25 protein-coding genes and 1 pseudogene are annotated in these 21,464 nt (G+C 37.4%); 10 read left to right on the top strand and 16 right to left on the bottom strand.

Annotation, left to right across the window (positions count from 1 at the left end; translation table 11 throughout):
- Window positions 1-22: 22 nt before the first annotated feature.
- Window positions 23-1,567, bottom strand: coding sequence for an L-glutamate gamma-semialdehyde dehydrogenase (pruA, locus tag RCJ93_RS11660; protein ID WP_446739083.1), 1,545 nt, complete (start codon window positions 1,565-1,567; stop codon window positions 23-25).
- A 136-nt stretch (window positions 1,568-1,703) separates the two neighbouring features.
- On the opposite strand from pruA, the gene RCJ93_RS11655 reads away from it, so the two are divergent.
- Window positions 1,704-3,008: a sigma 54-interacting transcriptional regulator gene (locus RCJ93_RS11655; protein ID WP_251647370.1), complete on the top strand. Its 1,305-nt coding sequence runs from the start codon at window positions 1,704-1,706 to the stop codon at window positions 3,006-3,008.
- Between the two features lie 115 nt (window positions 3,009-3,123).
- Here the strand turns inward: RCJ93_RS11655 and yugI are convergent, their stop codons facing one another.
- Window positions 3,124-3,501, bottom strand: coding sequence for a S1 domain-containing post-transcriptional regulator GSP13 (gene yugI / locus RCJ93_RS11650; RefSeq protein ID WP_066789162.1), 378 nt, complete (start codon window positions 3,499-3,501; stop codon window positions 3,124-3,126).
- Window positions 3,502-3,982: 481 nt separating this feature from the next.
- On the opposite strand from yugI, the gene RCJ93_RS11645 reads away from it, so the two are divergent.
- The 3 genes from RCJ93_RS11645 to RCJ93_RS11635 all read left to right on the top strand — a co-directional run bounded on the left by RCJ93_RS11645 (window position 3,983) and on the right by RCJ93_RS11635 (window position 5,160).
- On the top strand, window positions 3,983-4,333 hold the full coding sequence (locus tag RCJ93_RS11645; RefSeq protein ID WP_446739088.1) for a hypothetical protein: 351 nt from the start codon (window positions 3,983-3,985) through the stop codon (window positions 4,331-4,333).
- A 30-nt stretch (window positions 4,334-4,363) separates the two neighbouring features.
- On the top strand, window positions 4,364-4,699 hold the full coding sequence (locus RCJ93_RS11640; RefSeq protein ID WP_446739082.1) for a hypothetical protein: 336 nt from the start codon (window positions 4,364-4,366) through the stop codon (window positions 4,697-4,699).
- A 242-nt stretch (window positions 4,700-4,941) separates the two neighbouring features.
- On the top strand, window positions 4,942-5,160 hold the full coding sequence (locus tag RCJ93_RS11635) for a helix-turn-helix domain-containing protein (RefSeq protein WP_066789168.1): 219 nt from the start codon (window positions 4,942-4,944) through the stop codon (window positions 5,158-5,160).
- A gap of 182 nt (window positions 5,161-5,342) precedes the next feature.
- On the opposite strand, the gene RCJ93_RS11630 is transcribed toward RCJ93_RS11635, so the two are convergent.
- On the bottom strand, window positions 5,343-5,603 hold the full coding sequence (locus tag RCJ93_RS11630) for a DUF1871 family protein (protein ID WP_147196450.1): 261 nt from the start codon (window positions 5,601-5,603) through the stop codon (window positions 5,343-5,345).
- A 76-nt stretch (window positions 5,604-5,679) separates the two neighbouring features.
- Between RCJ93_RS11630 and RCJ93_RS11625 the strand changes: the two genes are divergently transcribed.
- Window positions 5,680-6,855, top strand: a complete 1,176-nt coding sequence (locus RCJ93_RS11625) for a MalY/PatB family protein (protein WP_446739081.1) — start codon at window positions 5,680-5,682, stop codon at window positions 6,853-6,855.
- A 45-nt stretch (window positions 6,856-6,900) separates the two neighbouring features.
- Here the strand turns inward: RCJ93_RS11625 and RCJ93_RS11620 are convergent, their stop codons facing one another.
- Together RCJ93_RS11620 and RCJ93_RS11615 are read right to left on the bottom strand one after the other, a co-directional pair.
- Complete coding sequence (locus tag RCJ93_RS11620) at window positions 6,901-7,107, bottom strand: hypothetical protein (RefSeq protein WP_446739080.1); 207 nt, start codon at window positions 7,105-7,107, stop codon at window positions 6,901-6,903.
- A 17-nt stretch (window positions 7,108-7,124) separates the two neighbouring features.
- On the bottom strand, window positions 7,125-7,715 hold the full coding sequence (locus RCJ93_RS11615; protein WP_285842881.1) for a peptidylprolyl isomerase: 591 nt from the start codon (window positions 7,713-7,715) through the stop codon (window positions 7,125-7,127).
- Window positions 7,716-7,907: 192 nt separating this feature from the next.
- Here RCJ93_RS11615 and RCJ93_RS11610 point away from each other — a divergent pair, with 192 nt between their 5' ends.
- Window positions 7,908-9,128 (top strand): MFS transporter, encoded by a 1,221-nt coding sequence (locus tag RCJ93_RS11610; protein WP_066789180.1) that lies wholly within the window; start codon window positions 7,908-7,910, stop codon window positions 9,126-9,128.
- Window positions 9,129-9,215: 87 nt separating this feature from the next.
- A complete protein-coding gene (locus RCJ93_RS11605) occupies window positions 9,216-11,069 on the top strand; it encodes a transglycosylase domain-containing protein (RefSeq protein ID WP_446739079.1) in 1,854 nt (617 codons plus the stop codon).
- A gap of 50 nt (window positions 11,070-11,119) precedes the next feature.
- Here RCJ93_RS11605 and RCJ93_RS11600 read toward each other — a convergent pair whose 3' ends face one another.
- The 3 genes from RCJ93_RS11600 to RCJ93_RS11590 all read right to left on the bottom strand — a co-directional run bounded on the left by RCJ93_RS11600 (window position 11,120) and on the right by RCJ93_RS11590 (window position 13,551).
- Window positions 11,120-11,680: a DUF5366 family protein gene (locus tag RCJ93_RS11600; protein ID WP_066789185.1), complete on the bottom strand. Its 561-nt coding sequence runs from the start codon at window positions 11,678-11,680 to the stop codon at window positions 11,120-11,122.
- A 149-nt stretch (window positions 11,681-11,829) separates the two neighbouring features.
- Entirely contained in the window at window positions 11,830-11,976 is a 147-nt protein-coding gene (locus tag RCJ93_RS11595) for a hypothetical protein (RefSeq protein WP_190323477.1), read from the bottom strand.
- Between the two features lie 63 nt (window positions 11,977-12,039).
- Window positions 12,040-13,551, bottom strand: coding sequence for a leucyl aminopeptidase (locus RCJ93_RS11590; RefSeq protein WP_446739078.1), 1,512 nt, complete (start codon window positions 13,549-13,551; stop codon window positions 12,040-12,042).
- Window positions 13,552-13,701: 150 nt separating this feature from the next.
- Between RCJ93_RS11590 and RCJ93_RS11585 the strand changes: the two genes are divergently transcribed.
- Window positions 13,702-14,172 carry a divergent PAP2 family protein gene (locus RCJ93_RS11585; protein ID WP_260320795.1) on the top strand — a complete coding sequence of 157 codons (471 nt, stop codon included), beginning with the start codon at window positions 13,702-13,704 and terminating at the stop codon, window positions 14,170-14,172.
- 83 nt (window positions 14,173-14,255) lie between these two features.
- On the opposite strand, the gene RCJ93_RS11580 is transcribed toward RCJ93_RS11585, so the two are convergent.
- The 3 genes from RCJ93_RS11580 to RCJ93_RS11570 form a co-directional block, all read right to left on the bottom strand.
- Window positions 14,256-14,585: a YuiB family protein gene (locus RCJ93_RS11580; RefSeq protein WP_066789191.1), complete on the bottom strand. Its 330-nt coding sequence runs from the start codon at window positions 14,583-14,585 to the stop codon at window positions 14,256-14,258.
- Window positions 14,586-14,679: 94 nt separating this feature from the next.
- Complete coding sequence (locus tag RCJ93_RS11575) at window positions 14,680-15,171, bottom strand: NUDIX domain-containing protein (RefSeq protein ID WP_249774634.1); 492 nt, start codon at window positions 15,169-15,171, stop codon at window positions 14,680-14,682.
- Window positions 15,172-15,244: 73 nt separating this feature from the next.
- Window positions 15,245-15,607, bottom strand: a complete 363-nt coding sequence (locus RCJ93_RS11570; protein WP_066789200.1) for a HesB/IscA family protein — start codon at window positions 15,605-15,607, stop codon at window positions 15,245-15,247.
- A gap of 145 nt (window positions 15,608-15,752) precedes the next feature.
- Between RCJ93_RS11570 and RCJ93_RS11565 the strand changes: the two genes are divergently transcribed.
- Window positions 15,753-16,436: a DUF2225 domain-containing protein gene (locus tag RCJ93_RS11565; RefSeq protein WP_446739076.1), complete on the top strand. Its 684-nt coding sequence runs from the start codon at window positions 15,753-15,755 to the stop codon at window positions 16,434-16,436.
- A gap of 61 nt (window positions 16,437-16,497) precedes the next feature.
- Here the strand turns inward: RCJ93_RS11565 and RCJ93_RS11560 are convergent, their stop codons facing one another.
- Entirely contained in the window at window positions 16,498-16,746 is a 249-nt protein-coding gene (locus RCJ93_RS11560; protein ID WP_223823599.1) for a NifU family protein, read from the bottom strand.
- 82 nt (window positions 16,747-16,828) lie between these two features.
- On the opposite strand from RCJ93_RS11560, the gene RCJ93_RS11555 reads away from it, so the two are divergent.
- A complete protein-coding gene (locus RCJ93_RS11555) occupies window positions 16,829-17,155 on the top strand; it encodes a YuzD family protein (protein ID WP_446739075.1) in 327 nt (108 codons plus the stop codon).
- 229 nt (window positions 17,156-17,384) lie between these two features.
- On the opposite strand, the pseudogene RCJ93_RS11550 reads toward RCJ93_RS11555, so the two are convergent.
- The 4 genes and pseudogenes from RCJ93_RS11550 to RCJ93_RS11535 all read right to left on the bottom strand — a co-directional run bounded on the left by RCJ93_RS11550 (window position 17,385) and on the right by RCJ93_RS11535 (window position 21,279).
- Window positions 17,385-17,950: pseudogene (locus RCJ93_RS11550) on the bottom strand (dihydrofolate reductase family protein).
- A gap of 513 nt (window positions 17,951-18,463) precedes the next feature.
- Window positions 18,464-18,940: a CarD family transcriptional regulator gene (locus RCJ93_RS11545; RefSeq protein WP_446739074.1), complete on the bottom strand. Its 477-nt coding sequence runs from the start codon at window positions 18,938-18,940 to the stop codon at window positions 18,464-18,466.
- Between the two features lie 500 nt (window positions 18,941-19,440).
- Window positions 19,441-19,641 (bottom strand): cold-shock protein, encoded by a 201-nt coding sequence (locus RCJ93_RS11540; RefSeq protein WP_066788929.1) that lies wholly within the window; start codon window positions 19,639-19,641, stop codon window positions 19,441-19,443.
- 573 nt (window positions 19,642-20,214) lie between these two features.
- Window positions 20,215-21,279, bottom strand: coding sequence for an NAD(P)/FAD-dependent oxidoreductase (locus RCJ93_RS11535; RefSeq protein WP_446739073.1), 1,065 nt, complete (start codon window positions 21,277-21,279; stop codon window positions 20,215-20,217).
- Window positions 21,280-21,464: the final 185 nt, after the last annotated feature.

Genomic DNA, 21,464 nt, shown 5'->3' with positions numbered 1-21,464 from the left:
GCCCGCCTCTTCATCTATTATATTATAAAGTTTCAGATACAGATTTAGATTGCATATGCAATGTTAAGAAATCTGGACCGCCTGCTTTAGAGCAAGTACCTGACATGTTGTAGCCACCAAATGGTTGGTAACCAACAATAGCGCCAGTACATCCACGGTTGAAGTATAGATTTCCAACAAAGAATTCTTCACGTGCTTTTTCTAAATGGTCACGATTTGTTGAGATGACAGCACCTGTTAAACCATATTCAGTGTTGTTTGCAATATCAAGTGCTTCATTGAAATCTTTTGCTTTAGAAATTGCTACGATTGGACCAAAGATTTCTTCTTGCATTACACGTGCATCTGGTGCTACGTCTGCTACAACTGTTGGTTGAACAAAGTAACCAACTGAATCGTCTGCAGTACCGCCTGCTACGATGCGGCCTTCACTGTTAGCCACTTCGAAGTAGCTTGTTACTTTCTTAAATGCTGCTTCATCAATTACTGTAGCCATAAAGTTATTGTGATCTGTTGGATCTCCAACAGTTAATTCTTTTGTAAGTTCTACTACGCGATTAAGAACTTGATCATATACATCTTCGACAATGACAGCACGTGAACATGCAGAACATTTTTGACCACTGAAACCGAAAGCAGATTTAACGATAGATTGTGCAGCTAGCTCAAGGTCAGCCTCTTTATCTACAACAATCGTATCTTTACCACCCATTTCAGCGATAACACGTTTGATCCAAATTTGTCCTTCGTTTTGTACAGCTGCACGTTGGTTGATGCGAAGACCTACATCGCGTGAACCTGTGAAACTTACGAAACGAGTACGTGGATGATCTACTAAGTAATCTCCTACTTCAGCGCCTGGGCCTGGGATGTAGTTTACTACGCCAGCTGGTAGGCCTGCTTCTTCAAGGATCTCCATAAATTTATATGCAATAACTGGTGTTGTAGAAGCTGGTTTTAGTAACACTGTATTTCCTGTTACAACTGCAGCTACTGTAGTACCCGCCATAATAGCGAATGGGAAGTTCCATGGTGAAATAACAACGCCAACACCTAATGGGATATAACCAAATTTATTGTATTCGCCAGGACGGCTTTGTACAGGTTTGCCATCTTTAAGCGCTAACATTTGACGACCATAGTATTCTAGGAAGTCAATTGCTTCTGCTGTATCTGCATCTGCTTCTACCCATGGTTTACCTGCTTCAAGTGTCATCCATGCAGACATTTCGTGGCGGCGACGTTTTGTAATTGCTGCTGCTTTAAATAGAATATCAGCACGAACTTCTGGTTTTACTTTACTCCATGTTTTAAATGTTGCATCTGCAACTTGCATTGCTTTTTCAGCGATTTCTTTATTTGCTTTTGAAACGCGACCTACTACTTCAGTTTTTTTAGCAGGATTATAAGAGACAATTTTGTCTTCAGTTGTAATTCTTTCTCCCCCAACGATCAATGGATAATCTTGTCCAATTTCGCTTTGTACCTTTTTCAAGGCTACCTCATATGCTTGGCGATTTTCCTCTTTTGAAAAATCTGTTAATGGTTCAGTTGTGTACGGAATCATTTCTTAGTCCTCCTTATGTGAGCGCAAAAAAAATTTGCATTACTTTATCGATTACACTTATAATAATGCAAAATAATATTGCGTTTTTCAAGTAAAAATTTAAAAAAATCTAAAAAAATTTTTTAAGGTGATAAAAATGGAGAATCCCACACAGAACCTTTTGCCGTTTTATCAATTTGCGACAGAGCATGTATCAGTAGGCATTCACGCAGTCGATGCACATGGCAAAACGCTGATTTACAATGAAAAAATGATGGAAATTGAAGGGCTTCACTTAGAAGACGTTCACGATCGATCAATATTAGAGTTGTTTCATTTTGATAAAGAAGATAGTACCCTGCTCAAAGTTTTGCAAAATAAAGAACCTATCCAAAATGTGAAGCAAACTTATTGGAATCAAAATGGACAAGAGATTACAACAATCAATGACACATTTCCCATCATCCAAGATGGAGAATTCATTGGAGCAATTGAGTTTGCACGAGATATTACCACACTAGAAAAGCTAGTGTATCAACCCATGAGACGCTACGGTGAATCAATTACTTTTTCACAAATAACTGCGGTCTCAGAACCGATGCAGGAAGTGATTAAAACAGCTAAAAAAGCTGTCGCCGCTCGTCTTCCTGTATTGCTTGTAGGCGAATCTGGCACAGGAAAAGATTTAATTGCTGAAGCGATCCATCATGCCTCAACACGAGCCGCGGGGAATTTCACGACTCTCTTTTGCCAGCGGGCAGATCGAGCAATGATTGAACGCTTGAAGAAACAACTGCAAAAGGCTGAGCCTAGCACCATTTTTTGTGAGAGAATTGAATACTTGCCACTTGATTTGCAGCAAGAGTATTTAACATTAGCCGAAGAATATAAGCAATCATCACACCAATTTATTGCAAGCATTGGAAGTGATCCAATTGATCTTATTGCAACAGGCAAACTGCACAAAGAGCTCTATTACTTTTTTGCCTTAACGATAATAGTTCCGCCATTACACACACGAAGAGAAGATATAAAGCCATTTGTAGATGACTATTTACGAAGGTATAGCAATCGCTTTAGAAGAACGGTGAGCGGTTTGAGTACAGAAGTAGAGCAACTATTCATGGAATATGATTGGCCAGGAAATCTGAAGGAATTAGAAATACTGCTCGACGATATTATGTCTATGGTTACGAACGAAGATGAAATCACCTATGAATTGCTACCACTCCATTTCAAATGGAAAACACAAACATACAGTTCTTCTTCAAAAAGTGCAGACTATTTTGTCGTACAGCAAGAAAAAGAACTACTTCCACTTGATGACTACTTGAGAGAAGCGGAAGAATATTATTTAAATAAAGTAATGGAAAAATATAATCACAATATTACACAAGCTTCAGCCGCTCTCGGCATGAGCAGGCAGAATCTGCAATACCGTCTTCGCAAAATAAGAAAATAATCTTCTTCAGTGGGTTGTAGCCTACAACTTCCTTGTAAGGCTTGAGAAGAAGTTTCCCCAATTTGCAATCCGAAAAAAAAAGCTAATTCGCAAAATAATATGCGAATTAGCTTTTTTACTTAATACCTGATTCTTCAATCCAATCACGAAGCTTAACCTTTAACGAGTTAAATCCAACTGAATCACTTTCATCTACACGGTCTTGAAGCGATTTGCGTGGGACTGCTTCTTTTTTTCTCATAGGTGGACGCTCTTTTAATGCACGAATAGATAGGCTGATTTTTTTTGCGTCATCATCTACTTCTAAAACTTTTACTTCTACTGTTTGTCCAATTGTCAGAAAATCAGAAATTTCTTTCACAAAACCATATGTGATCTCTGAAATATGCACAAGCCCTTGCGTCGTCTCGTCTAATGCAACAAATGCGCCATATGGCTGAATACCAGTTACTTTTCCTGTAAGCACATCTCCTACTTTATATTTTTTCGCCATAATCCTTCCTACTTTCCGTGACTTCTATATACATTTTTTCAACAAAATTATAGCATAGACCGTTATGTCGAGCAAAAATTCCTCATTTTTGAAAAGAATCCTAAGAAGTATAGAATCACTTATATTTTGGATGGCTGCAGCCAGTTTGTGATTGTTTGGCTCAACAACAATATATATTCAGCTTCGTTAATTTTTTATAAGCTTCAGTACTTTCTAATAAATTATTGTTGTAAAATAAATAAAACAATCCTTCCTTGAAAAGAGGGCACAAAACTCGTCCAATAGGGATCAATTCGCAGCAAAATCAATTTGTTACTAATAGGATTGCCAATATTGATTGCTGAATTTTTAATTGGATGACGAGGTCAGACAGATGCCGTCAATTCATTCAAAAAACAAGCTCCGGGTACAGCATGGTTTTAACAGGAGAGGCCGGCTTTATCTCGTCTAGTATTCTCTCTTTCTACAGTGTAGTAGGCGGCTGGATATTGAGTTATCTCATGCGGGCGATACATTCAAGCTTACCAGCACAAGCCAAACCTTTTATAGCCATCTTTTCACTACTCTTACCCAAAATCCGTGGGAAGTAGTCATTGCACAAGGCTTATTTATGATTTTGACGATTTGGATGGTACTAGGAGGGGTGAAAAACGGTATTGAAAAAGCAAGTAAATGGATGTTGCTGATATTATTCATATTTTTCATTGTCCTTGCTATTCGTTCAATCATACTAAACGGAGCATTTGAAGGAATTAAATTCATGTTTGTCCCATATTGGTCATATCTTACTGGGAAAACATTTTTGTTGGCGATGGGACAATCCCAATCCTAATACTTTTCTTTAAGTGTCGGTGGCGCTGCGATGATGGCCTATGATTCATACTTACCTAAAATTGAAAAAATCGTGGGGTCAGCTTTTAATGTGGCTTGGCTGAATATTGGGATTTCCCTTCTTGCAGGGCTTGTCATCTTCCCAGCAGTATTTGCATTAGGGTTTACACCCGACCAAGACCCTAGCTTGTCTTTATTGTCTTGCCAGCTGTTTTTCAATAAATTCCTTTTGGTTGTATTTTTTATTGTATTCTTGGTTCTTTTGCTATTCCCTATTAGCGCCAATTGCTATCATCATCGTATTCATACAAGGAATCTACGAAAACTTCTTAAAGTAGCTTTTAGTATATTAACTAACAGTGTTTGAATTACGATAGAATTGTGTATAAATTGTGAATAGTGAGAGTTGCCAAGAAACATATTTTTGATTAAAGGAATTACATGTTATACTATTATTAGGTAATAAATGAGAAGTTTCCCTATTATTTTGATGGTAGGACTGCATTATGATTCATCAGATATTGGTAAGACTTCACATGAAGCTCCAATGAGTGGGTGTTTTACTCCCCCACAAAGTAGAGAAAAATTTCCGACAAGGGGTGCTGTTTTATGCAAGATCATCTTTCAACACAATTAGCAAAGTTGAGACAAGAACGTAATCTGACGCTTGATCAATTATCTTTAAAAACTCGAGTAGGCGTTGAAAAATTAGCGCGCTTTGAATCAGGTGAAGAAGTACCTTCCACTCAAACGTTATTAATATTATCAAATGCGCTTGAAGTACCAGTATCTAATTTAGTAGATGGCCTTACTCAGGATGCAGAATAAAAACTTCGCTTAGCAGGTTATTTCCTATAAGTGTATGAAATTAATCGCGAATTAAGGGCAATTACCCCCACTATTTGAATTGTGGGGTCAAAAGCTCGTTCATTCGCCAATAATAAAAAACCAATGAAAACAATTCACTTGTTTTCATTGGTTTTTTTCTTTAGATAATAAAGCAGATTCACTTATACTATGCATTTCGCTTCAAATTTAATAGCCAATAGCTTGTACGAAATCTCAACACACTTCTCGATCGGAATCCATTGCTCAAATGACTGTTCATATATATGCTGAATTTTTTTGCCCAATTCAGAAGGATCATCAATATATTGCAGGGCCGCTACTACATCCGCTGCCTCTGTATCATAGCGAAAATCTTTCATATTAAATGGATTCCAAGCCTCTAATGTAAGAATGGCTTTTCTATTCATTTCGATATTTTCCATCGTTTTTCACCTTATTTGCTTTCTTATTCTATTGGATATGATAACATAATTGTAAAAAAAGAAAAGGGGAATTGTTTTGAGCATATTAGATCAGATAGAAAATAGATCTCTTACAAACTCAGTGAAATGGGATCGAATGGCTGAAATTTATCAATTAGAAGACCCGAATGATATACTGCCGATGTGGATTGCAGATATGGACTTTGCTGCGCCTGCCGTTTTAATTGATGCATTTAAAAAACGTCTTGAGCACCCTGTTTTTGGCTATACATTTGAAGATGCAGAAGGTACTCAAGCTTTTGTTGACTGGGCCAAAAAACGTCATGGTTTTACAATTGACCCATCGTGGATTTTATATCAGCAAGGGGTAGTACCGGCCATTGCTGCAGTTGTAGAAACATTTACAAAGGAAAATGAAGCGGTCATCATCACGCCACCCATCTATCCCCCATTCTTCAATGTACCAAAGAATTTAAATCGTACGGTAAAAGAATGCCCATTGGATGAAGTAGAAGGCGTATATAGCTTTGATTTTAAAAAGTTTGACAATATGACGCAACAGGAAGACGTAAAACTGTTTATCCTATGCCACCCTCATAATCCTGGAGGCTTTGAGTGGTCTATTGACACTCTTCAAGAAATCATCCGTATTTGCGAGAAAAACAATGTGCTTATCCTCTCAGATGAAATCCATGCTGACCTTATGTTGGATGGTCGAAAACATACACCTCTTGCTCAAGTTGCAGGCGATGCTAAAAATAGAATCATCACATGTATGGCACCGACTAAAACCTTCAATATCGCAGGTATACAAGTAGCCATGATGATTGTCTCAGATGAAGAGTTGCGAGCGCGTTTGCGAGACCATATGGTGAAGCATGCCCAAATGAGCTTAAATATTTTTGCCGGTGTTGCACTAAAAGCTTTGTATTCAAAAGAAGGAGAAGAATGGCTAGAACAATTGCTACCCTATATTTCTGAAAATATGGACCTTGCCATTAGCCGTTTAACTGAAATCGAAGGCATTCATATTTATAAACCGAATGCTACATACTTGCTGTGGATTGATTACCGAAAAACAGGCAAAACAGAGGAGGAAATCATGGATTTGCTCCTCACAAAAGGGCGATTGGCTCTTGAGCCTGGTTCTAAATACGGCGAACAAGGCAAAGGATTTTTGCGCATGAATGTCAGCTGCCCTCGTTCACTAGTAGAAGAAGGAATAAAACGGTTCACCCATGCCTTAACATAACAAAAACTCCTGTATTAGTTTTTTACGACTAATACAGGAGTTCTTTTAATGCTGTTTTGAGGAATTTTTGTCTCTTGCAATTTTTTCTTCCAGTTCTTTTGTCTTCTCGGCATCTCTTCTTGCTTTTCTTCTAAAAAAGTTAAAAACAAGAACACATAACACTAGAATAATAGCTAGCTCAATAATGGCTGGTATATATTCTGACTTATCTTCTGGAAAGTAAAGGAATTCGTTTAATATCCATGCATTCATTTAGTGAACGCCCCTTGTTATTTTTCGACTACTTTAATTGATTGGATGACAATATCTTCTACTGGCTTGTCTTGGAATCCTACTTTTGCATCTGCAATTTTATCGACGATATCCATGCCATCTACAACTTGTCCAAACACAGTGTGCTTGCCGTCCAACCATGGTGTGCCTCCGCGCTCTTTATAAGCTTGGATTACTTCTTCTGGGAATCCAGCATCTTGCATTTGGCCAATCATATTTGCTGGCACTTCAGACATATGCACGATAAAGAATTGGCTGCCGTTTGTATTTGGACCAGCATTTGCCATAGAAAGCGCACCGCGAATATTCATTAATTCAGGGTTAAATTCATCTTCAAATGAGCTACCATAAATACTTTCTCCACCCATACCTGTACCAGTTGGGTCTCCACCTTGAATCATGAAATCTTTAATAACACGGTGGAAAATGATTCCTTCGTAGTAACCATTTTTAGCGTGTGTTAAGAAGTTTTCAACTGTTTTAGGCGCCAACTCAGGGAATAATTTGATTTTAACGCTGCCTTGGTTCGTGTTCATTTCAACTAATACTTCATTGTCAGCTACTTCATTTGACAACTGTGGGTACAAATTTGACATATTCGCATCTCCTTAAGATTAAATGTTTGTTAATTAAGTTGTGGGGAAAGATACATATATCGTTCCAGTAAATAAACAACTATCATATAGCAATCCTAGTCTATCATAACTAACTTTTTTTTTCATTAGCCTTGCTGATGGAAGGATTTAATTTGTATTAATATTACAGAAAGTAGTGAGTATATGAATCCAAAACAAAAACACAATTTTATCATCATGTGGATTTCCAATATGCTTGTTTCCGGAACAACTACGATGATCATGCCTTTTCTTTCGTTGTATATCAACACATTAGGCAACTTTACTGAAGCATACGTTCAAAAATGGTCTGGCTTGATTTTTGGCGCTACCTTTATTACGGCTTTTTTAATGTCTCCCATCTGGGGGCGCATTGCTGACCGCTTTGGCTATAAGCCGATTTTGATTATTAACGGTATAGGCCTGTCTGTCAGTATATTCTTTATGGGACATGTTCAAAATGTAGAACAGTTCTTTTTCCTTCGATTGGCCATGGGGGTAGTAACTGGGTTTATTCCAACATCGCTAGCCTTTATTAGCTCACAAACACCCAAGGAGTCAGCAGGGAAGATTTTAGGGACATTACAAATGGGAAGTGTCACCGGTTCTTTGTTTGGACCGATTGTCGGCGGTTTGCTAGCCGATTCGTTTGGCTTTAAATACACCTTCTATATCACTTCTGCTTCTATTGCTACTGCAACCTTACTTGTCATCACGCTTGTCCATGAAATCCGTAAGAAAAGAAAGGTTAATGCTGTCCATTATACACAATTGGAAGTATTACGTGGTATCACTAAACACCGTCTATTATTTAATGTCATGTTAATTACAGCTCTTATTCAGATCGGGAACTTTAGTATTCAGCCGCTATTGTCACTTTATGTATCGGAACTAACTACCACTACTGCCCAATTGACATTCCTTTCAGGGCTGACATTCAGCGCAACAGGTCTAGGAAACCTGCTGTTTGCTCGTATTTGGGGCCGGCTCGGAGATCATATTGGATATGAAAAAGTTATGCTTATGCTTCTATTAATAGCCGTAGTCTTTATGGTACCGCAAGCCATGGTAACCGCTTTATGGCAACTCGTTATACTTCGATTCTTATACGGAATTGCAATGGGTGGATTGATACCTGCCACAACTGCCTTAATCCGTAGAGAAGCGCCAGTAGTGGTACAAGGCGAAGTGATGGGCTATAACACCAGCTTCCGCTTTTTAGGAAATATCATAGGTCCTGTGTTTGGTGGAATAGTCAGTGGTATTTTTGGCATCTCTTCTGTCTTTTATGTAACAGGTGCCTTATTTGTTATCGCTTGGTTTACCCTTCATTTTGCTCGAAAAAAGGCGGTTCAGCATTTGGAAGATATACTGGAACAAAAATAATTAGAATCTACTGCTACTCGCGAAGGAAATATGCTATTCTTTTAAATGGCTTAATACCCATATTTAAAGAATAAAGGAGAAAATTTCGTGCGAAGAGCAGTAGGTTTTTTTATTGTTTTATGCAGTCTGCCTTTGCTATTTATTCTTATCGGAAAGATTTCAGAAGAAATGCAGACAGCCGAAGCTTTTGAAAAAGAATTCACCTCTACTATAAAATTGGAGGCACCCAATATATTGAATCCTACTGTTTTAAAGGATCGGGACCATAAAACTTTTTCAGAGGAATATACAGAATGGAGAAAGCCGCTCTTATTATCGGATATACCTACATTTATGCAACAGCTGTTCATAAATAGCGAGGATGCGGATTTCTATGAACATATTGGCTTTGACCTATCAGGCATTGCCAGAGCATTTGTCCAAAATAATGAAAACGGCAGTGCTTCTCAAGGTGGCAGCACCATTACGCAACAGTTAGTCCGCATGCGTTACTTGTCTCAGGAAAAAACGTATGAGCGAAAATTGCTTGAAATTTTTTACGCTTATGAGCTTGAACGTAAAACATCAAAAGATGAAATACTTAATATGTACTTAAATGAAATGTATTTTGCGAATGGCGCATATGGTGTAAACGGTGCTGCCACCTATTACTTTAATAAGCCCGTTACACATTTATCCAAAGCTCAGATGGCCTTTATAGCAGCCATACCGAATAATCCTACACTTTATGATCCGCTTCGCCATTTTGAAAACACGAAAAAAAGGCAAGAGCGCTTACTAGATAAAATGGCTGAAAAAGGGATCATTAGCCACCAAGAAGCAAAAAAAATGAAACGAGAAAAAATTACATTCTCCTTAAAAAGAAAAGTGCAGCTCTACCCTGCCTATAGCACCTATGTGATCAACGAATTTCGTTCACTCGTTGCCTCTAAGGAAGGCTATACGAAAGAACGGCAGTTGGCCAAAACACCGCTCGAGCGCAAAAAAGTAGAAGCAAAACTATCAAAGCGCGTCAACCATTTGCTGAATAAAGGGCTTGTTATCGAGACAGCCTTATCTCCTACTAAACAAGCGATGGATACAACAGCAATTGATAATCTGTTAACTCACTATGGCACCCTCCAATCATCTGCAGTGGTTATCGATAATGATACCCGCGAGATTGTGAGTATCTATGGGGGAAAGCATTATAGAAAGTATGACTTTAACCGCAGTTACCAAGCGGCTCGGCAACCAGGATCAGCATTCAAACCACTTATAGATTATGCACCGTATTTTGAAAAGACGAAAGCAACACCTAATACAATTGTGAGTGGAGCTCCTTATTGTATTAGCAATTACTGTCCTAAAAACTATGGTGGTCAAGTGCTTGGCAATGTGACCATCCAACAAGGCTTTAGATATAGCTACAATACAGTAGCTATCCGGTTATTAGCACAAGTGGGGATAACCCCAGCTTTCCAATACTTAAAGCCACTTCATTTACCAATCGGTAAAGAAGATTATGAATATCCATCTGCTCTTGGAGGCTTGACGCACGGCCTTACCACTGCAGATCTAGCAAGTGCTTATACGAGCTTTATAGATGGAGATTACCGGACACCTCACACAATTCGGAGTGTGAAAGACCAAAACGGACACCTCTTATATAAATGGAAAAGTCCTACGAGGACTGTCTGGTCTCCAAGCACTGTTGAACATATCCGCTTTTTAATGGCTGATGTTGTCAAGAACGGGACAGGTGTTGGTATTCATGTAGACGCTCCTTATGTAGGTGCGAAAACAGGTACTACAAATGATTATCGTGATTACTGGCTCGCTGGTTTGACCGACCGTTATACCGCTGCTGTATGGATTGGCTATGACCAACCGCAAAACATGCAAGCATTAGAAGCTGCTAAAGTCCATCACCGCATTTTCTCAAAAATCATGCAACCATAAAAAGAGCACGTTGAATGGTCAAACATCATTCAATGTGCTCTTTCCTTACCTTATGAAAAAGGCAAACTAGAAACAATGCCGTTATATAGTTTAAATACGACATAGACAATCAATGCTAAAAAGATAAGCCAAATAGTTAATTCAAAAAGCATTACGCCGACTGTCGCGCCAAGAGTCATATGGTTGCTCAATTTGTAGATGACATAAACAAAATAAATAAACACGGTCAAGACAAAAATAAGTGCTAATAGCCAAAAAGACGAAATTCCTACCGCAGAAGCAATGCCACCAAAGAAAAAGATAACATACCCCCCACGTGCTTCATTCACCGTCTTGCCTTCTGCATCTTTTGAGAAAAATAGCATGGCTAACTCATGAATTGTCTCACCTATTAATTTAAATGCAGCTAGTACCATAAAATAAACTAGAGCAAAGACAATCAATAGAAAAATACGCAGTTGGATTTCTGATAAAAACTCTCTCATTCCTGAATAAATCCCTACTGATTTAAATAAAGTTAGAGATTCAGTCACTGTAAAAAGCCCGAAGGTCAAACTAAATAATATAATGGTTATGAACGGCAAATATCCGTATACATATGGGTTTCTCATTTCAATAAATTCCTTTAATCAATCTATTTTTCACACTATACCATAATAGCTAATTTTACCCGTTGCTTTCAACCCATCTATATGTAAAGTTTGGTAAACTAAAAAGCTTCCATCCTATCAAACAATGATAGAATAGAAACTTTTTATTTTTACCACCAGTAAGGTCTTCTATAAACTGGATAGAATGGTCTACGATATACTGGATACGGACGGAAAGCCGAGCCCACAAAACTACCTAAAAAACCACCTAAGAACGGCCCGCCGAAACCTCCATAACCAAACCCGAATGGATACATCATGCTCCCTCCTCTCTGTATTATCTTATGAGAAGGGATAGTGCTTGATTAGGATTTGGCCTATTATTCCTCTGTACTATTAGCGAGTTGATCAATAAATGCTGCGAGGGTTCTTACCATAACGCCTGTGCCGCCTTTTGGTCCGAAATCATATGCACTCATCGCATCTGAAGTCCCTGCGATATCTAAGTGAATCCACGGTGTATCGCCAACGAATTCACCGATAAATCCACCACCAAAAATCATGTGGCCATCACCGCCAGGAGAATTATTCAAATCTGCCACATCACTTTTCCGAATGCGCTTTTTATCATTTTCTGTTAAAGGAAGCTGCCATACAAATTCGTCTGTTTTGTTTGCTGCTTTTACAAAAGAACGATAGAATGCTTCATCATTAGTAAGGGCACCCGTTTTATCATAACCAAGTGCAGTAATTACGCCACCTGTAAGAGTCGCTAAATCTATGAGCGTATTGGCACCTTGTTGTTTCGCATAAGCTACTGCATCTGCAAGTACAAGACGGCCTTCTGCATCTGTATTTAAAATTTCTACTGTTTTGCCGCTGAAAGTAGTAATGACATCATCCGGCTTAAACGCATCGCCAGAAATCATGTTGTCTGTAGATCCAATTACGCCAATAACATTCTTGTTTGGACGCATTTCACCGACAATACGCATAGCACCAAGAACGGCAGCTGCTCCGCCCATATCACCTTTCATGCCAACGATGCCCGTTTTTGTTTTAAGAGAGTAACCGCCAGTATCAAATGTTACACCTTTACCGACCAGTCCAATGACATCTTCCCATTGTTCTGTTGCTTGGTATTTTAATGTAATCATGCGAGGCTCTTCTTTTGATCCTTTATTGACAGCAAGAATTGCACCCATGCCCAATTCTTCTAGTTGGGCTTTATCTAGAATTTCTACTTCCAAATTATATTCTTTTGCCAATTCAACTGCATAGTCTGCTAATTTTGTAGATGTCAGCAAATTCCCTGGCCTATTGATCAGTGTACGCGCCTCATTTACAGCAGCCGCATATACCTCTCCTTTATGATATCCTGCAAAAACTTTTTCAGGTTCTGCATCTGTAATAAAGCTGATTTGTTCAATTTTGATATCCTGCTCATTGCTTGTGGTTTTATAATTTTCAACAGTATAACTCCCCATCACAATGCCTTCAGCAGCTAAATTAGAAACTTCTTCAGGCAGAATTTCATCTGTTGTAAAGGAGTCTGCCCATAGGGAAATTTTACTCGCTTTCATCTTATGTAGAGCTTTTCCTGCTAAACCAAATCCAGCGCGTAATGTTTCCTTTGAAAGGGATTTACGATTGCCAAGTCCGATAAACAAAAGGCGTTTTACCTTTGCTTCTTTTGTAAATACAGGAATCTTTGTAATTGATTTTGTATCTGTTTGTATATCGCCGCTTTTTACCCATTCTTCCATGGGTTCACCGAAGAATTGTACAAATTCAGCCCATTTCTCTACATTTTCTTGATTTTTTGACACACCAACAATCAGAACGTCCGAATCTACAGTCGCAAAACTTTTGATTTCTTGTGTAATCTGCATACTTTTCACTCTTTTCTATTATTATTTTCTCAATTCATTATAGCAAAGTATTTCAATTTACGAAATGTTCGCAATAGGGTTGCTTAGAAATGAAGTAGAAAAAGCCTTATGGTATAGTAAAGATATAACTGCTAAAAGGTGATGATACATTTGGAATTTTTACAAAGCACACCATTAATATCCGCTTTACTGGCCATTTTTATCGCACAGTTTGTGAAAATCCCTATTCACTTTATAGCAACAAGGGAAGTAGACTTTGGCCTATTCACATCTACAGGAGGCATGCCGAGCTCGCACTCCGCGGCTGTATCATCTCTTACAACCGCTATTGCATTTGAACACGGTATTACATCCTCACTCTTTGCTGTTTCAGCTGTCTTTTCCATTATTGTCATGTTCGATGCTACAGGCATTCGTTATCAGGCAGGTCAGCAAGCTATTGTCATTAATCAAATGCGTAAGGATTTGCAAACCTTTGTCGAAAAGGCAAAGACGTTACCAGAAAAAAATGGTCAGGAAAAGATGGAAGATTTGAAAACATTGCTTGGCCACCGTCCGATTGAAGTCTTTTTCGGCTGCTTATTGGGCATACTCTTATCTTGTATCATTTATTACTTTTAATTGCCCATATAAAAAGAGATGTCAAACGCCATTCCCCTGGCGTTTGACATCTCTTTTCGATTTTAACGATATAGATTACATAATTAAAACATTTGATAGCCCATTTTACGCAGAATCTTCATGACTATGCCTGCAATAATAGCACCCACTAACCCGCTAGCAAGAATTAAAATATCAGCGAGTTGCAAAGATGCCAAGCGGTGGCCCAATGCTGGAAATGCTGTGCCCGCTTTGAAGAAATAATCTAAAAAGCTTACATTATCTACAATAAAGATCACGACAATTGGATATAAGAATGCCATAAACCATGTAGCACGCAGCAACATATTTAGCAAGAAGCCGATGCCAAAAAACATTACTATAAAAATGAGCATCGATAGTATTAATTGGATAATTGAAAATCCACCAGTCATCTGTTTATTCCTCCATATTCTCTCACATTAGTGTAACTGATAGAGACAATGGTTTCAATGACTTGGTGGTTTTTTCTTACTAGATGCGATTTTACTAGAAGTACAATTTGTAGTCGGTATAGCCAAAAATATTATCGCTTTCCAGCTTTTCTAGCGTTGCCGGTTTAGCTTCTAATGCAGAGTCCACTAATTCTAAAATCATAAGAGATGTACGCGTATCGTTTTTCAATGCTTCCGGTGACATCCACTTTACATCATATAATTCATCCAACTGTACTTTAATTGAATGCTCCAGGGTATTTGCTGTTAAATAAAAAACTACCATATTATCGCTAATGTCATTCCTAAGAACGCCTGTCCGCAGACCCAGCAATCCCTGCAGTGAAGCTTCTATTCCTGTTTCTTCTTTTAATTCACGATGGCATGCTTGGTCAAGTGTCTCGCCTGGTTGGACAAATCCTGCCGGCAATGACCACATGCCATCCAGACCACCGTACCGTTTCATTACAACGAGCCATTCGCCGTTTTCATTCTCAACTAACCCGGCAACACCAAGCCAAACCTTCCCCCGATCTTTGTTGCTCATTTAATCCCCCCATGTTTAAAGAAGGCCTATCGCTGTGCGAACACAACCAATAGGCCTTTTGTTATATTGTACTTTAACAATTTTCAGGAGTTCCTGTAACTTTTGCTGTTCGGAACGATGAACCGCAGCCACATGATGCGATTGCATTCGGGTTATCAATGGTAAATCCGCCACCCATAAGCGATTGTTTAAAATCAATCGTTGTTCCTTGAATAATTGGCGCATCTTCACTTGATACAATCACTTGTAGTCCTTGTATTTCAAGAAGCTGGTCACTCTCTTGACGGTCACGTTCAAAGCCCATTGCATAGGAAAGGCCGCTACAGCCGCCGCCTTTTACGGCTACACGAAGGAAAGATCCCTCTTCCTTATTGTTTCGCATCATTTCTTTAATATGAAATGCTGCTGCTTCTGTAATATTCACAACTTGTGTCATCCGTATCCACCTCTTTCTTATATATTCATCATATCAATTTTTGCCGTAGCAGTAAAACGCTAACGCTCACAAAAAAATCAAATTTTCTTTTACACCTTTATGATATAATTCTACTATATCCACTATTAGAAATGGGGCTATTGCTATGGAGCTTTCTCCTTATTACGAAAAGCAACTAGAGTGTTTGCACTGCAAGCAACAATTTAAGACGATGAAAGTTCGTTCTAATTTCATAAAAGTAAAAGAAAATGAAAGTGATTTTCGCCCCATTTATGAAAATGACGTTAATCCATTATTTTATAATGTATTTGTATGTGAACATTGCGGCTTTTCTTTTACGGAAGATTATTCAAAATATTTTGCACCTGGCGTAAAAGAAGCGATTGATCAACATATCACAGCACATTGGAAAAAACACAGCTTTGCAGGCGAACGTTCAATTGCCGATGCGCTTCAAGCTTATCAGCTTGGTCTTGTTTGCGGCAATTATAAAAAAGAGAAACATATTACATTAGCGGGGTTAGCCTTACGGATAGCCTGGTTATACCGAATGACCAGCCAAGAAATGATGGAGAAAAGATTTATGAAGATTGCTAGAGAGCAATATATTGAATCTTATTCTGTTGAAGATTATAAAGGAACATCTATGAACGAGCTCCGGATACTTTATCTAATTGCAGAAATATCAAGGCGTATGGGCGATAAAGAGCAAGCGATACGCTATTTTTCTATAGTTATTGAGAAACAACGTCTCTTTAATGAACCTAAGATTTTAGAAATGGCCAAAGACCAGTGGCAGCGTATGCGTGAGGAAAAATATAGTTCATAAATAAAATAACAGGCTATCCATTACCAGTATTGACCGGTTCATGGATAGCCTTATACATTCATTAGAATACTTGTTCTACTTCTACAACTCCAGGTACTTCCTCTAAAAGTGCGCGTTCAATGCCTGCTTTTAGTGTGATGGTAGAACTTGGGCAGCTACCGCAAGCTCCAAGCAGACGTAATTTTACAATACCGTCTTCTACATCAACTAGTTGGCAGTCCCCGCCGTCACGAAGAAGGAATGGGCGCAATTTATCTAAAACCTCTTGAACTGAGTTAAACATTTCTGATTCTTGCACATGTTCTGTCATTTACTATCGACTCCTTTCCCTAAAATTATTATAATGTTTATAAGGTAAAAAATCCAATAAAGAAATGCGAGGCTTAATGGTAATGGAAAATCATTCTATTGCAATAGAAGTGTATGGTGCAAGCACCCAATGTGCCAGCTGTGTCAATGCACCATCTTCCAAGGATACGTATGAATGGCTTCAAGCGGCAATTGATCGCAAGTACGAACAACCGCTATACACCATCTCCTATATTAATATCGAAAAACCAATTGAGAATACACGCCACAAAGAATGGGCTGAGCGCATTTTAAATGATGAGTTCTTTTACCCACTTGTGCTAATTAATAATGAAGTAATCGGCGAGGGTTATATTCAATTAAAACCAATCTATAAAGAGCTTGAACGATTAGGATTCCAGCAAGCCTAGGCTGTTGGGGTTCTTTTTTTATACCTAAATCTTAATAGCGATACTTAGCACGCTGCTATTGCTAAGTGCTTGCAGTGTGTCTGTAGAAAATAAAAAAGAAACTACAATAGACGTAAAAGATAATAACATTCTTTCTAAGTATGGCGAAGTAAAATAAACAGGATTTAAGTTATATAATTGCAACTGGTCAAATGAAATTAGAAATCACAGGCATCATAAGCCTTAATTACTATCGAGTATAACGATAAATTAGTTGTACTACACCAGAAGAGAATGTTCTTGTGTCAACCAAGTTTAAATTCAATCTCTGTTTTATTTCACTGAACATTGGTTTTCCTTCACCTAAGACAACTGGATGAATAGATAATCTAAACTCATCAACAAGCCCTAAATTTATAAAAGTTGTAATAAGGCTTGCTCCCCCATATAGCCAGATGTCTTTTCCAGGCTCATTCTTCATTTTATTCACTTCTTCAGCGATATTTTCATTTATAAACATTACTTCATTATTAGCTTCTCTTTTTGTTCTCGAAAACACATATTTCTCTTTGCTGTGAATCATTTCCCAAATTTCTTTTTCGAATCTGAGTCATTGACTTTAGGCATATATTGTCCCCACAAATCGTAGCTTTTTCTACCATATAAAATAGTATCAATTTGATTTAAGAAACTAGTGAACTCCATATCAGGGTCCATAATGCACCAATCAACTTCTCCATTTTCCCCTTCAATAAAACTATCTAATGTAACTGCTAAATCTAAAATAATTCTTCTTTGCTTCGCGTTTATCAACATAACTCTTCCACCTGTTCCATTCATATATTTCTTCTGTACTGCATCTAATTTTAAAGGATAAAATCAATCATGATATACCTTTTTATTAATATTTACTATTGTGTTATATTCCATATTAAGTAGACGTTTTATTTCTTCGCAGTTGACCATATGGTGTTACCAATTCGTTTTTCTTTTTTATGTAAAGAAGATACACAATTATTATTCACTGTCTCAGTAGATGTAAAAAACTCTATTTCTTCCTTACGGCTCGCCTTGTCCGTTCCAGTGTGAATCAGGATTGCAAAAATCAAGTGACTATTTATCAAGTTATTTGTTGAAACTTCAAACCTTTGTAAAAGAAATTTAATAATATAAATGGATTAGATTGTAGAAATAACAAAAGAGGTTAATGTTCTAAAAGTGAGCTGTAGAAGATGAATGTCTTTGAAATTATTTACTTTTAATAATAAAGATATTTCCCGAAGGTTCAGGATATTTCTGGGAGATGTAACATATTAAATTAAGTACACCTTAACAGAAAATTTTTATTTGATTTTCAGTAATCCCATTAATTAATCCTAGTTCACTAATCAAAAATTCATGTGTGTTTTCTAACATTTTTTTTTCGCTTGGATTAAGTGCTTTTTCTTTCTTCAGACGAATTAAATCACGTACAACTTCAGTACTTTCTTGTATTCTACCCGTTTTTATTTTGTCCGTGTTCACTTTATATCTTTGTTTCCAAGGCAGTAGTCTATCTGTTTCTCCATGTTGAAAAATGTCTATGATGTGTTTTAATGCAATTATGTCAGTAACAGGGCGTATACTTAAACTCAATATTTTATCTGTAGGAATCATGACTTGCATATTACCGATTAACATTTTTATGACATAATACTGTTGTCTTCCCCCTGAGATTTCCTTTTCTTCTATAGCTTTAATAATACCTACTCCGTGCATTGGATAAACAATGTTATCGCCAATTTCGAACAAATAATCCACCTCCATGTTATGGTTACCTCTTAACCTTAACATATATATTATTTTTATCAAATTTTTTAATAATAGCATAAATCTTTTTTCATTGTCAACTACTTTTTATTTAAAAATCAGAAAGAGAACTCTATATTCCTTTTCGGTAAGTGAATTCCGCGTCAATGCTAATCAAATCACTAGTTCTCCAGGAAATGCCGCGCTTTAAAACAATATATCTTATGTGATTTGGCTTACCCTCTCCTATCAATATAATAAGCGTTAGTTAAATCAATCATTTATCGCATAAATTCAAAAATCTTTTTCCCCATCTTCAATTCATTCTATTAGAGCCCCTAAAATCATACGCCGAATAATAATATTAAAAATGTAAAAAAACAGGTAACAATTAAGTTACCTGCTACAAAGCTACTCATCTTCATGCATTTTATTTAGATATTCGAATCGAACCAAATAAAAAAGAGGAACCTTATTGAAAAGATCCCTCTAGTTTGTATATAACAAGCTAATTAAAATTAAAGTTTAACAATATTTGTAGCTTGTGGTCCGCGTTGACCTTCTTCAACTTCAAATTCAACTTTTTGACCTTCGTCTAAAGATTTGAATCCGTCGCCTTGGATTGCTGAGAAGTGAGCGAATACGTCTGCTCCGCCTTCAACTTCGATAAATCCGAAACCTTTTTCTGCGTTAAACCATTTTACTGTACCTTGTGTCATTTAAATGACCTCCAATAAACATTATTAATACATAAGCTTTTTAAAGAAAAAATTCACATATTACAAAAAGTACCGAACCAACACGATTACTCTTTGTAATATGTAAATTCAAGTTATTTCTATAAAGAACTTTTATTACCTTAATAATATACCATGAATACACATTTGTCTAATATTTAGATTCAAGTAATAAAAAAAGCCCTATCATCCACAAGAAGACAGAGCTTTGAGCGTATCAATGAATTCTCACAGGTTGATTATACCATATATTTATCTATAGAGTATGCTTTATACCGCATATTTTACGCCACACACACATTACTTTACTCGTTGAAGCTCGCGTTGATTTAAAAACCATATGTGGGCCACGAAGATTCAAAAACCACTTATAACATTTATACTCACGTTAAAGAAAAAAAGAAAAAAATGCCCAGGAGAAAATGGCGAATAAGTTTGGTGATTTGGTGAAATTGTCCATTTCTCAAAGTGGAATGTGATAAATATGTGATGTTTCATTCATTCAGCTAACATAAAAAAGCTAGGAACGCTGTTAGCAACGTTTCTAGCTAATTATTAACCGTTATGACGCTTATACATCCACAGCAATCCAGATTTCATTAAACGAGCGATACGGCCTGTGACAGTAGTGTCGGCCATATAAACAAACCCTTGTTTCTTTCCTAAAGCTCCCATAAATCCTTTTAATTTAATTTCAGGCATTTTTTCTGGAAGAGACTGATTGCTCCAGCGTAGTTTAAGGACTTTGACGATATGCTCCGCTTGTTCTTCTGCAAGCTGAGCACTAGGGCCAAATTGTGATGCCGCGCAATCCCCTACAATATAGACATGTTCATCATTTGGTACATTCATATATTGAGTAACTGCGATTCTTCCTTTATCTAATTCTAACCCTGTATCGCGTACAACTTTGACTGGCTGGATTCCTGCCGTCCATACAATGGCATCTGCTACAATTTTCTCTTCGTGATTGTAAAGTATCTTATCTTCTACTTTTGTAATATTTGATTGCGCAATGACCTCTACATTATGACGGTCAAACCATTTTTTTACATAGCTGCTTAATCGCTCTGGGAAGTCTTTTAAAATACGCGGTCCACGGTCGAATAATTTGATTGTCAAATCCTCTCGACTTTCACGCAATTCACTCGCAAGCTCAATGCCACTTAGGCCGGCGCCGACAATAGCTACAGTAGAACCTGACGGAAGGCTGCCAAGCGCATTGTAAGTCAGACGAGAATTTGCCATTGTCTGGATGCTATATGTTAATTCGTCTGCGCCTGGTACATGGTGGTAATTATCTTCGCATCCAAGCCCAATGATTAAGTCATCATATGCAATTTCACGATTTTCATCTAGCACAACCACTTTGTTTTCAATATCGATTTTCACGATTTCACCATACTCTTTTGACAGGCGTTCGTGTTGTGGGAAATTTACGCGTATTTCCTTTTCAGGTGTTGTACCTGCGGCTAATGCGTAAAATTCCGTTTTTAGACTATGAAACGGGGTGCGGTCTACTAAAATAATTTCAATATCTTCAGGTAAGTTGTTGGGTAATAAGCGGCTTAGTACGCGCATGTTGCCGTATCCTCCGCCCAATAATACTAAACGTCTCATCGAAAACTCCCTTTTAACAATTTCGTCACATTTTCATCCCCATTATAACTGATTGTGATGTTTTTCACAATACACTTGTGAGAAGTTTCACAAATATAAATTGAAAAACTAAAATGGGGTTTCTCCTTATATTTTGAACAAGTAAGTGATACTAAGGTGAAAATTATTAAGCGATAGAGTTGTCG

This window comes from Rummeliibacillus sp. BSL5 (genome assembly GCF_052928305.1).
Note: the sequence above shows the minus strand (reverse complement) of the source record. Positions and strands in the feature narration are given on the sequence as shown.

What these genes read in the sequence shown, in the direction of transcription:
- pruA (WP_446739083.1), bottom strand. Translation starts at nt 1,567, where the DNA reads ATGATTCCGTACACAACTGAACCATTAACAGATTTTTCAAAAGAGGAA.
- RCJ93_RS11655 (WP_251647370.1), top strand. Translation starts at nt 1,704, where the DNA reads ATGGAGAATCCCACACAGAACCTTTTGCCGTTTTATCAATTTGCGACA.
- yugI (WP_066789162.1), bottom strand. Translation starts at nt 3,501, where the DNA reads ATGGCGAAAAAATATAAAGTAGGAGATGTGCTTACAGGAAAAGTAACT.
- RCJ93_RS11640 (WP_446739082.1), top strand. Translation starts at nt 4,364, where the DNA reads ATGATGGCCTATGATTCATACTTACCTAAAATTGAAAAAATCGTGGGG.
- RCJ93_RS11635 (WP_066789168.1), top strand. Translation starts at nt 4,942, where the DNA reads ATGCAAGATCATCTTTCAACACAATTAGCAAAGTTGAGACAAGAACGT.
- RCJ93_RS11630 (WP_147196450.1), bottom strand. Translation starts at nt 5,603, where the DNA reads ATGGAAAATATCGAAATGAATAGAAAAGCCATTCTTACATTAGAGGCT.
- RCJ93_RS11620 (WP_446739080.1), bottom strand. Translation starts at nt 7,107, where the DNA reads ATGAATGCATGGATATTAAACGAATTCCTTTACTTTCCAGAAGATAAG.
- RCJ93_RS11610 (WP_066789180.1), top strand. Translation starts at nt 7,908, where the DNA reads ATGAATCCAAAACAAAAACACAATTTTATCATCATGTGGATTTCCAAT.
- RCJ93_RS11600 (WP_066789185.1), bottom strand. Translation starts at nt 11,680, where the DNA reads ATGAGAAACCCATATGTATACGGATATTTGCCGTTCATAACCATTATA.
- RCJ93_RS11595 (WP_190323477.1), bottom strand. Translation starts at nt 11,976, where the DNA reads ATGTATCCATTCGGGTTTGGTTATGGAGGTTTCGGCGGGCCGTTCTTA.
- RCJ93_RS11590 (WP_446739078.1), bottom strand. Translation starts at nt 13,551, where the DNA reads ATGCAGATTACACAAGAAATCAAAAGTTTTGCGACTGTAGATTCGGAC.
- RCJ93_RS11580 (WP_066789191.1), bottom strand. Translation starts at nt 14,585, where the DNA reads ATGACTGGTGGATTTTCAATTATCCAATTAATACTATCGATGCTCATT.
- RCJ93_RS11575 (WP_249774634.1), bottom strand. Translation starts at nt 15,171, where the DNA reads ATGAGCAACAAAGATCGGGGGAAGGTTTGGCTTGGTGTTGCCGGGTTA.
- RCJ93_RS11570 (WP_066789200.1), bottom strand. Translation starts at nt 15,607, where the DNA reads ATGACACAAGTTGTGAATATTACAGAAGCAGCAGCATTTCATATTAAA.
- RCJ93_RS11565 (WP_446739076.1), top strand. Translation starts at nt 15,753, where the DNA reads ATGGAGCTTTCTCCTTATTACGAAAAGCAACTAGAGTGTTTGCACTGC.
- RCJ93_RS11560 (WP_223823599.1), bottom strand. Translation starts at nt 16,746, where the DNA reads ATGACAGAACATGTGCAAGAATCAGAAATGTTTAACTCAGTTCAAGAG.
- RCJ93_RS11555 (WP_446739075.1), top strand. Translation starts at nt 16,829, where the DNA reads ATGGAAAATCATTCTATTGCAATAGAAGTGTATGGTGCAAGCACCCAA.
- RCJ93_RS11545 (WP_446739074.1), bottom strand. Translation starts at nt 18,940, where the DNA reads ATGGAGGTGGATTATTTGTTCGAAATTGGCGATAACATTGTTTATCCA.
- RCJ93_RS11540 (WP_066788929.1), bottom strand. Translation starts at nt 19,641, where the DNA reads ATGACACAAGGTACAGTAAAATGGTTTAACGCAGAAAAAGGTTTCGGA.
- RCJ93_RS11535 (WP_446739073.1), bottom strand. Translation starts at nt 21,279, where the DNA reads ATGAGACGTTTAGTATTATTGGGCGGAGGATACGGCAACATGCGCGTA.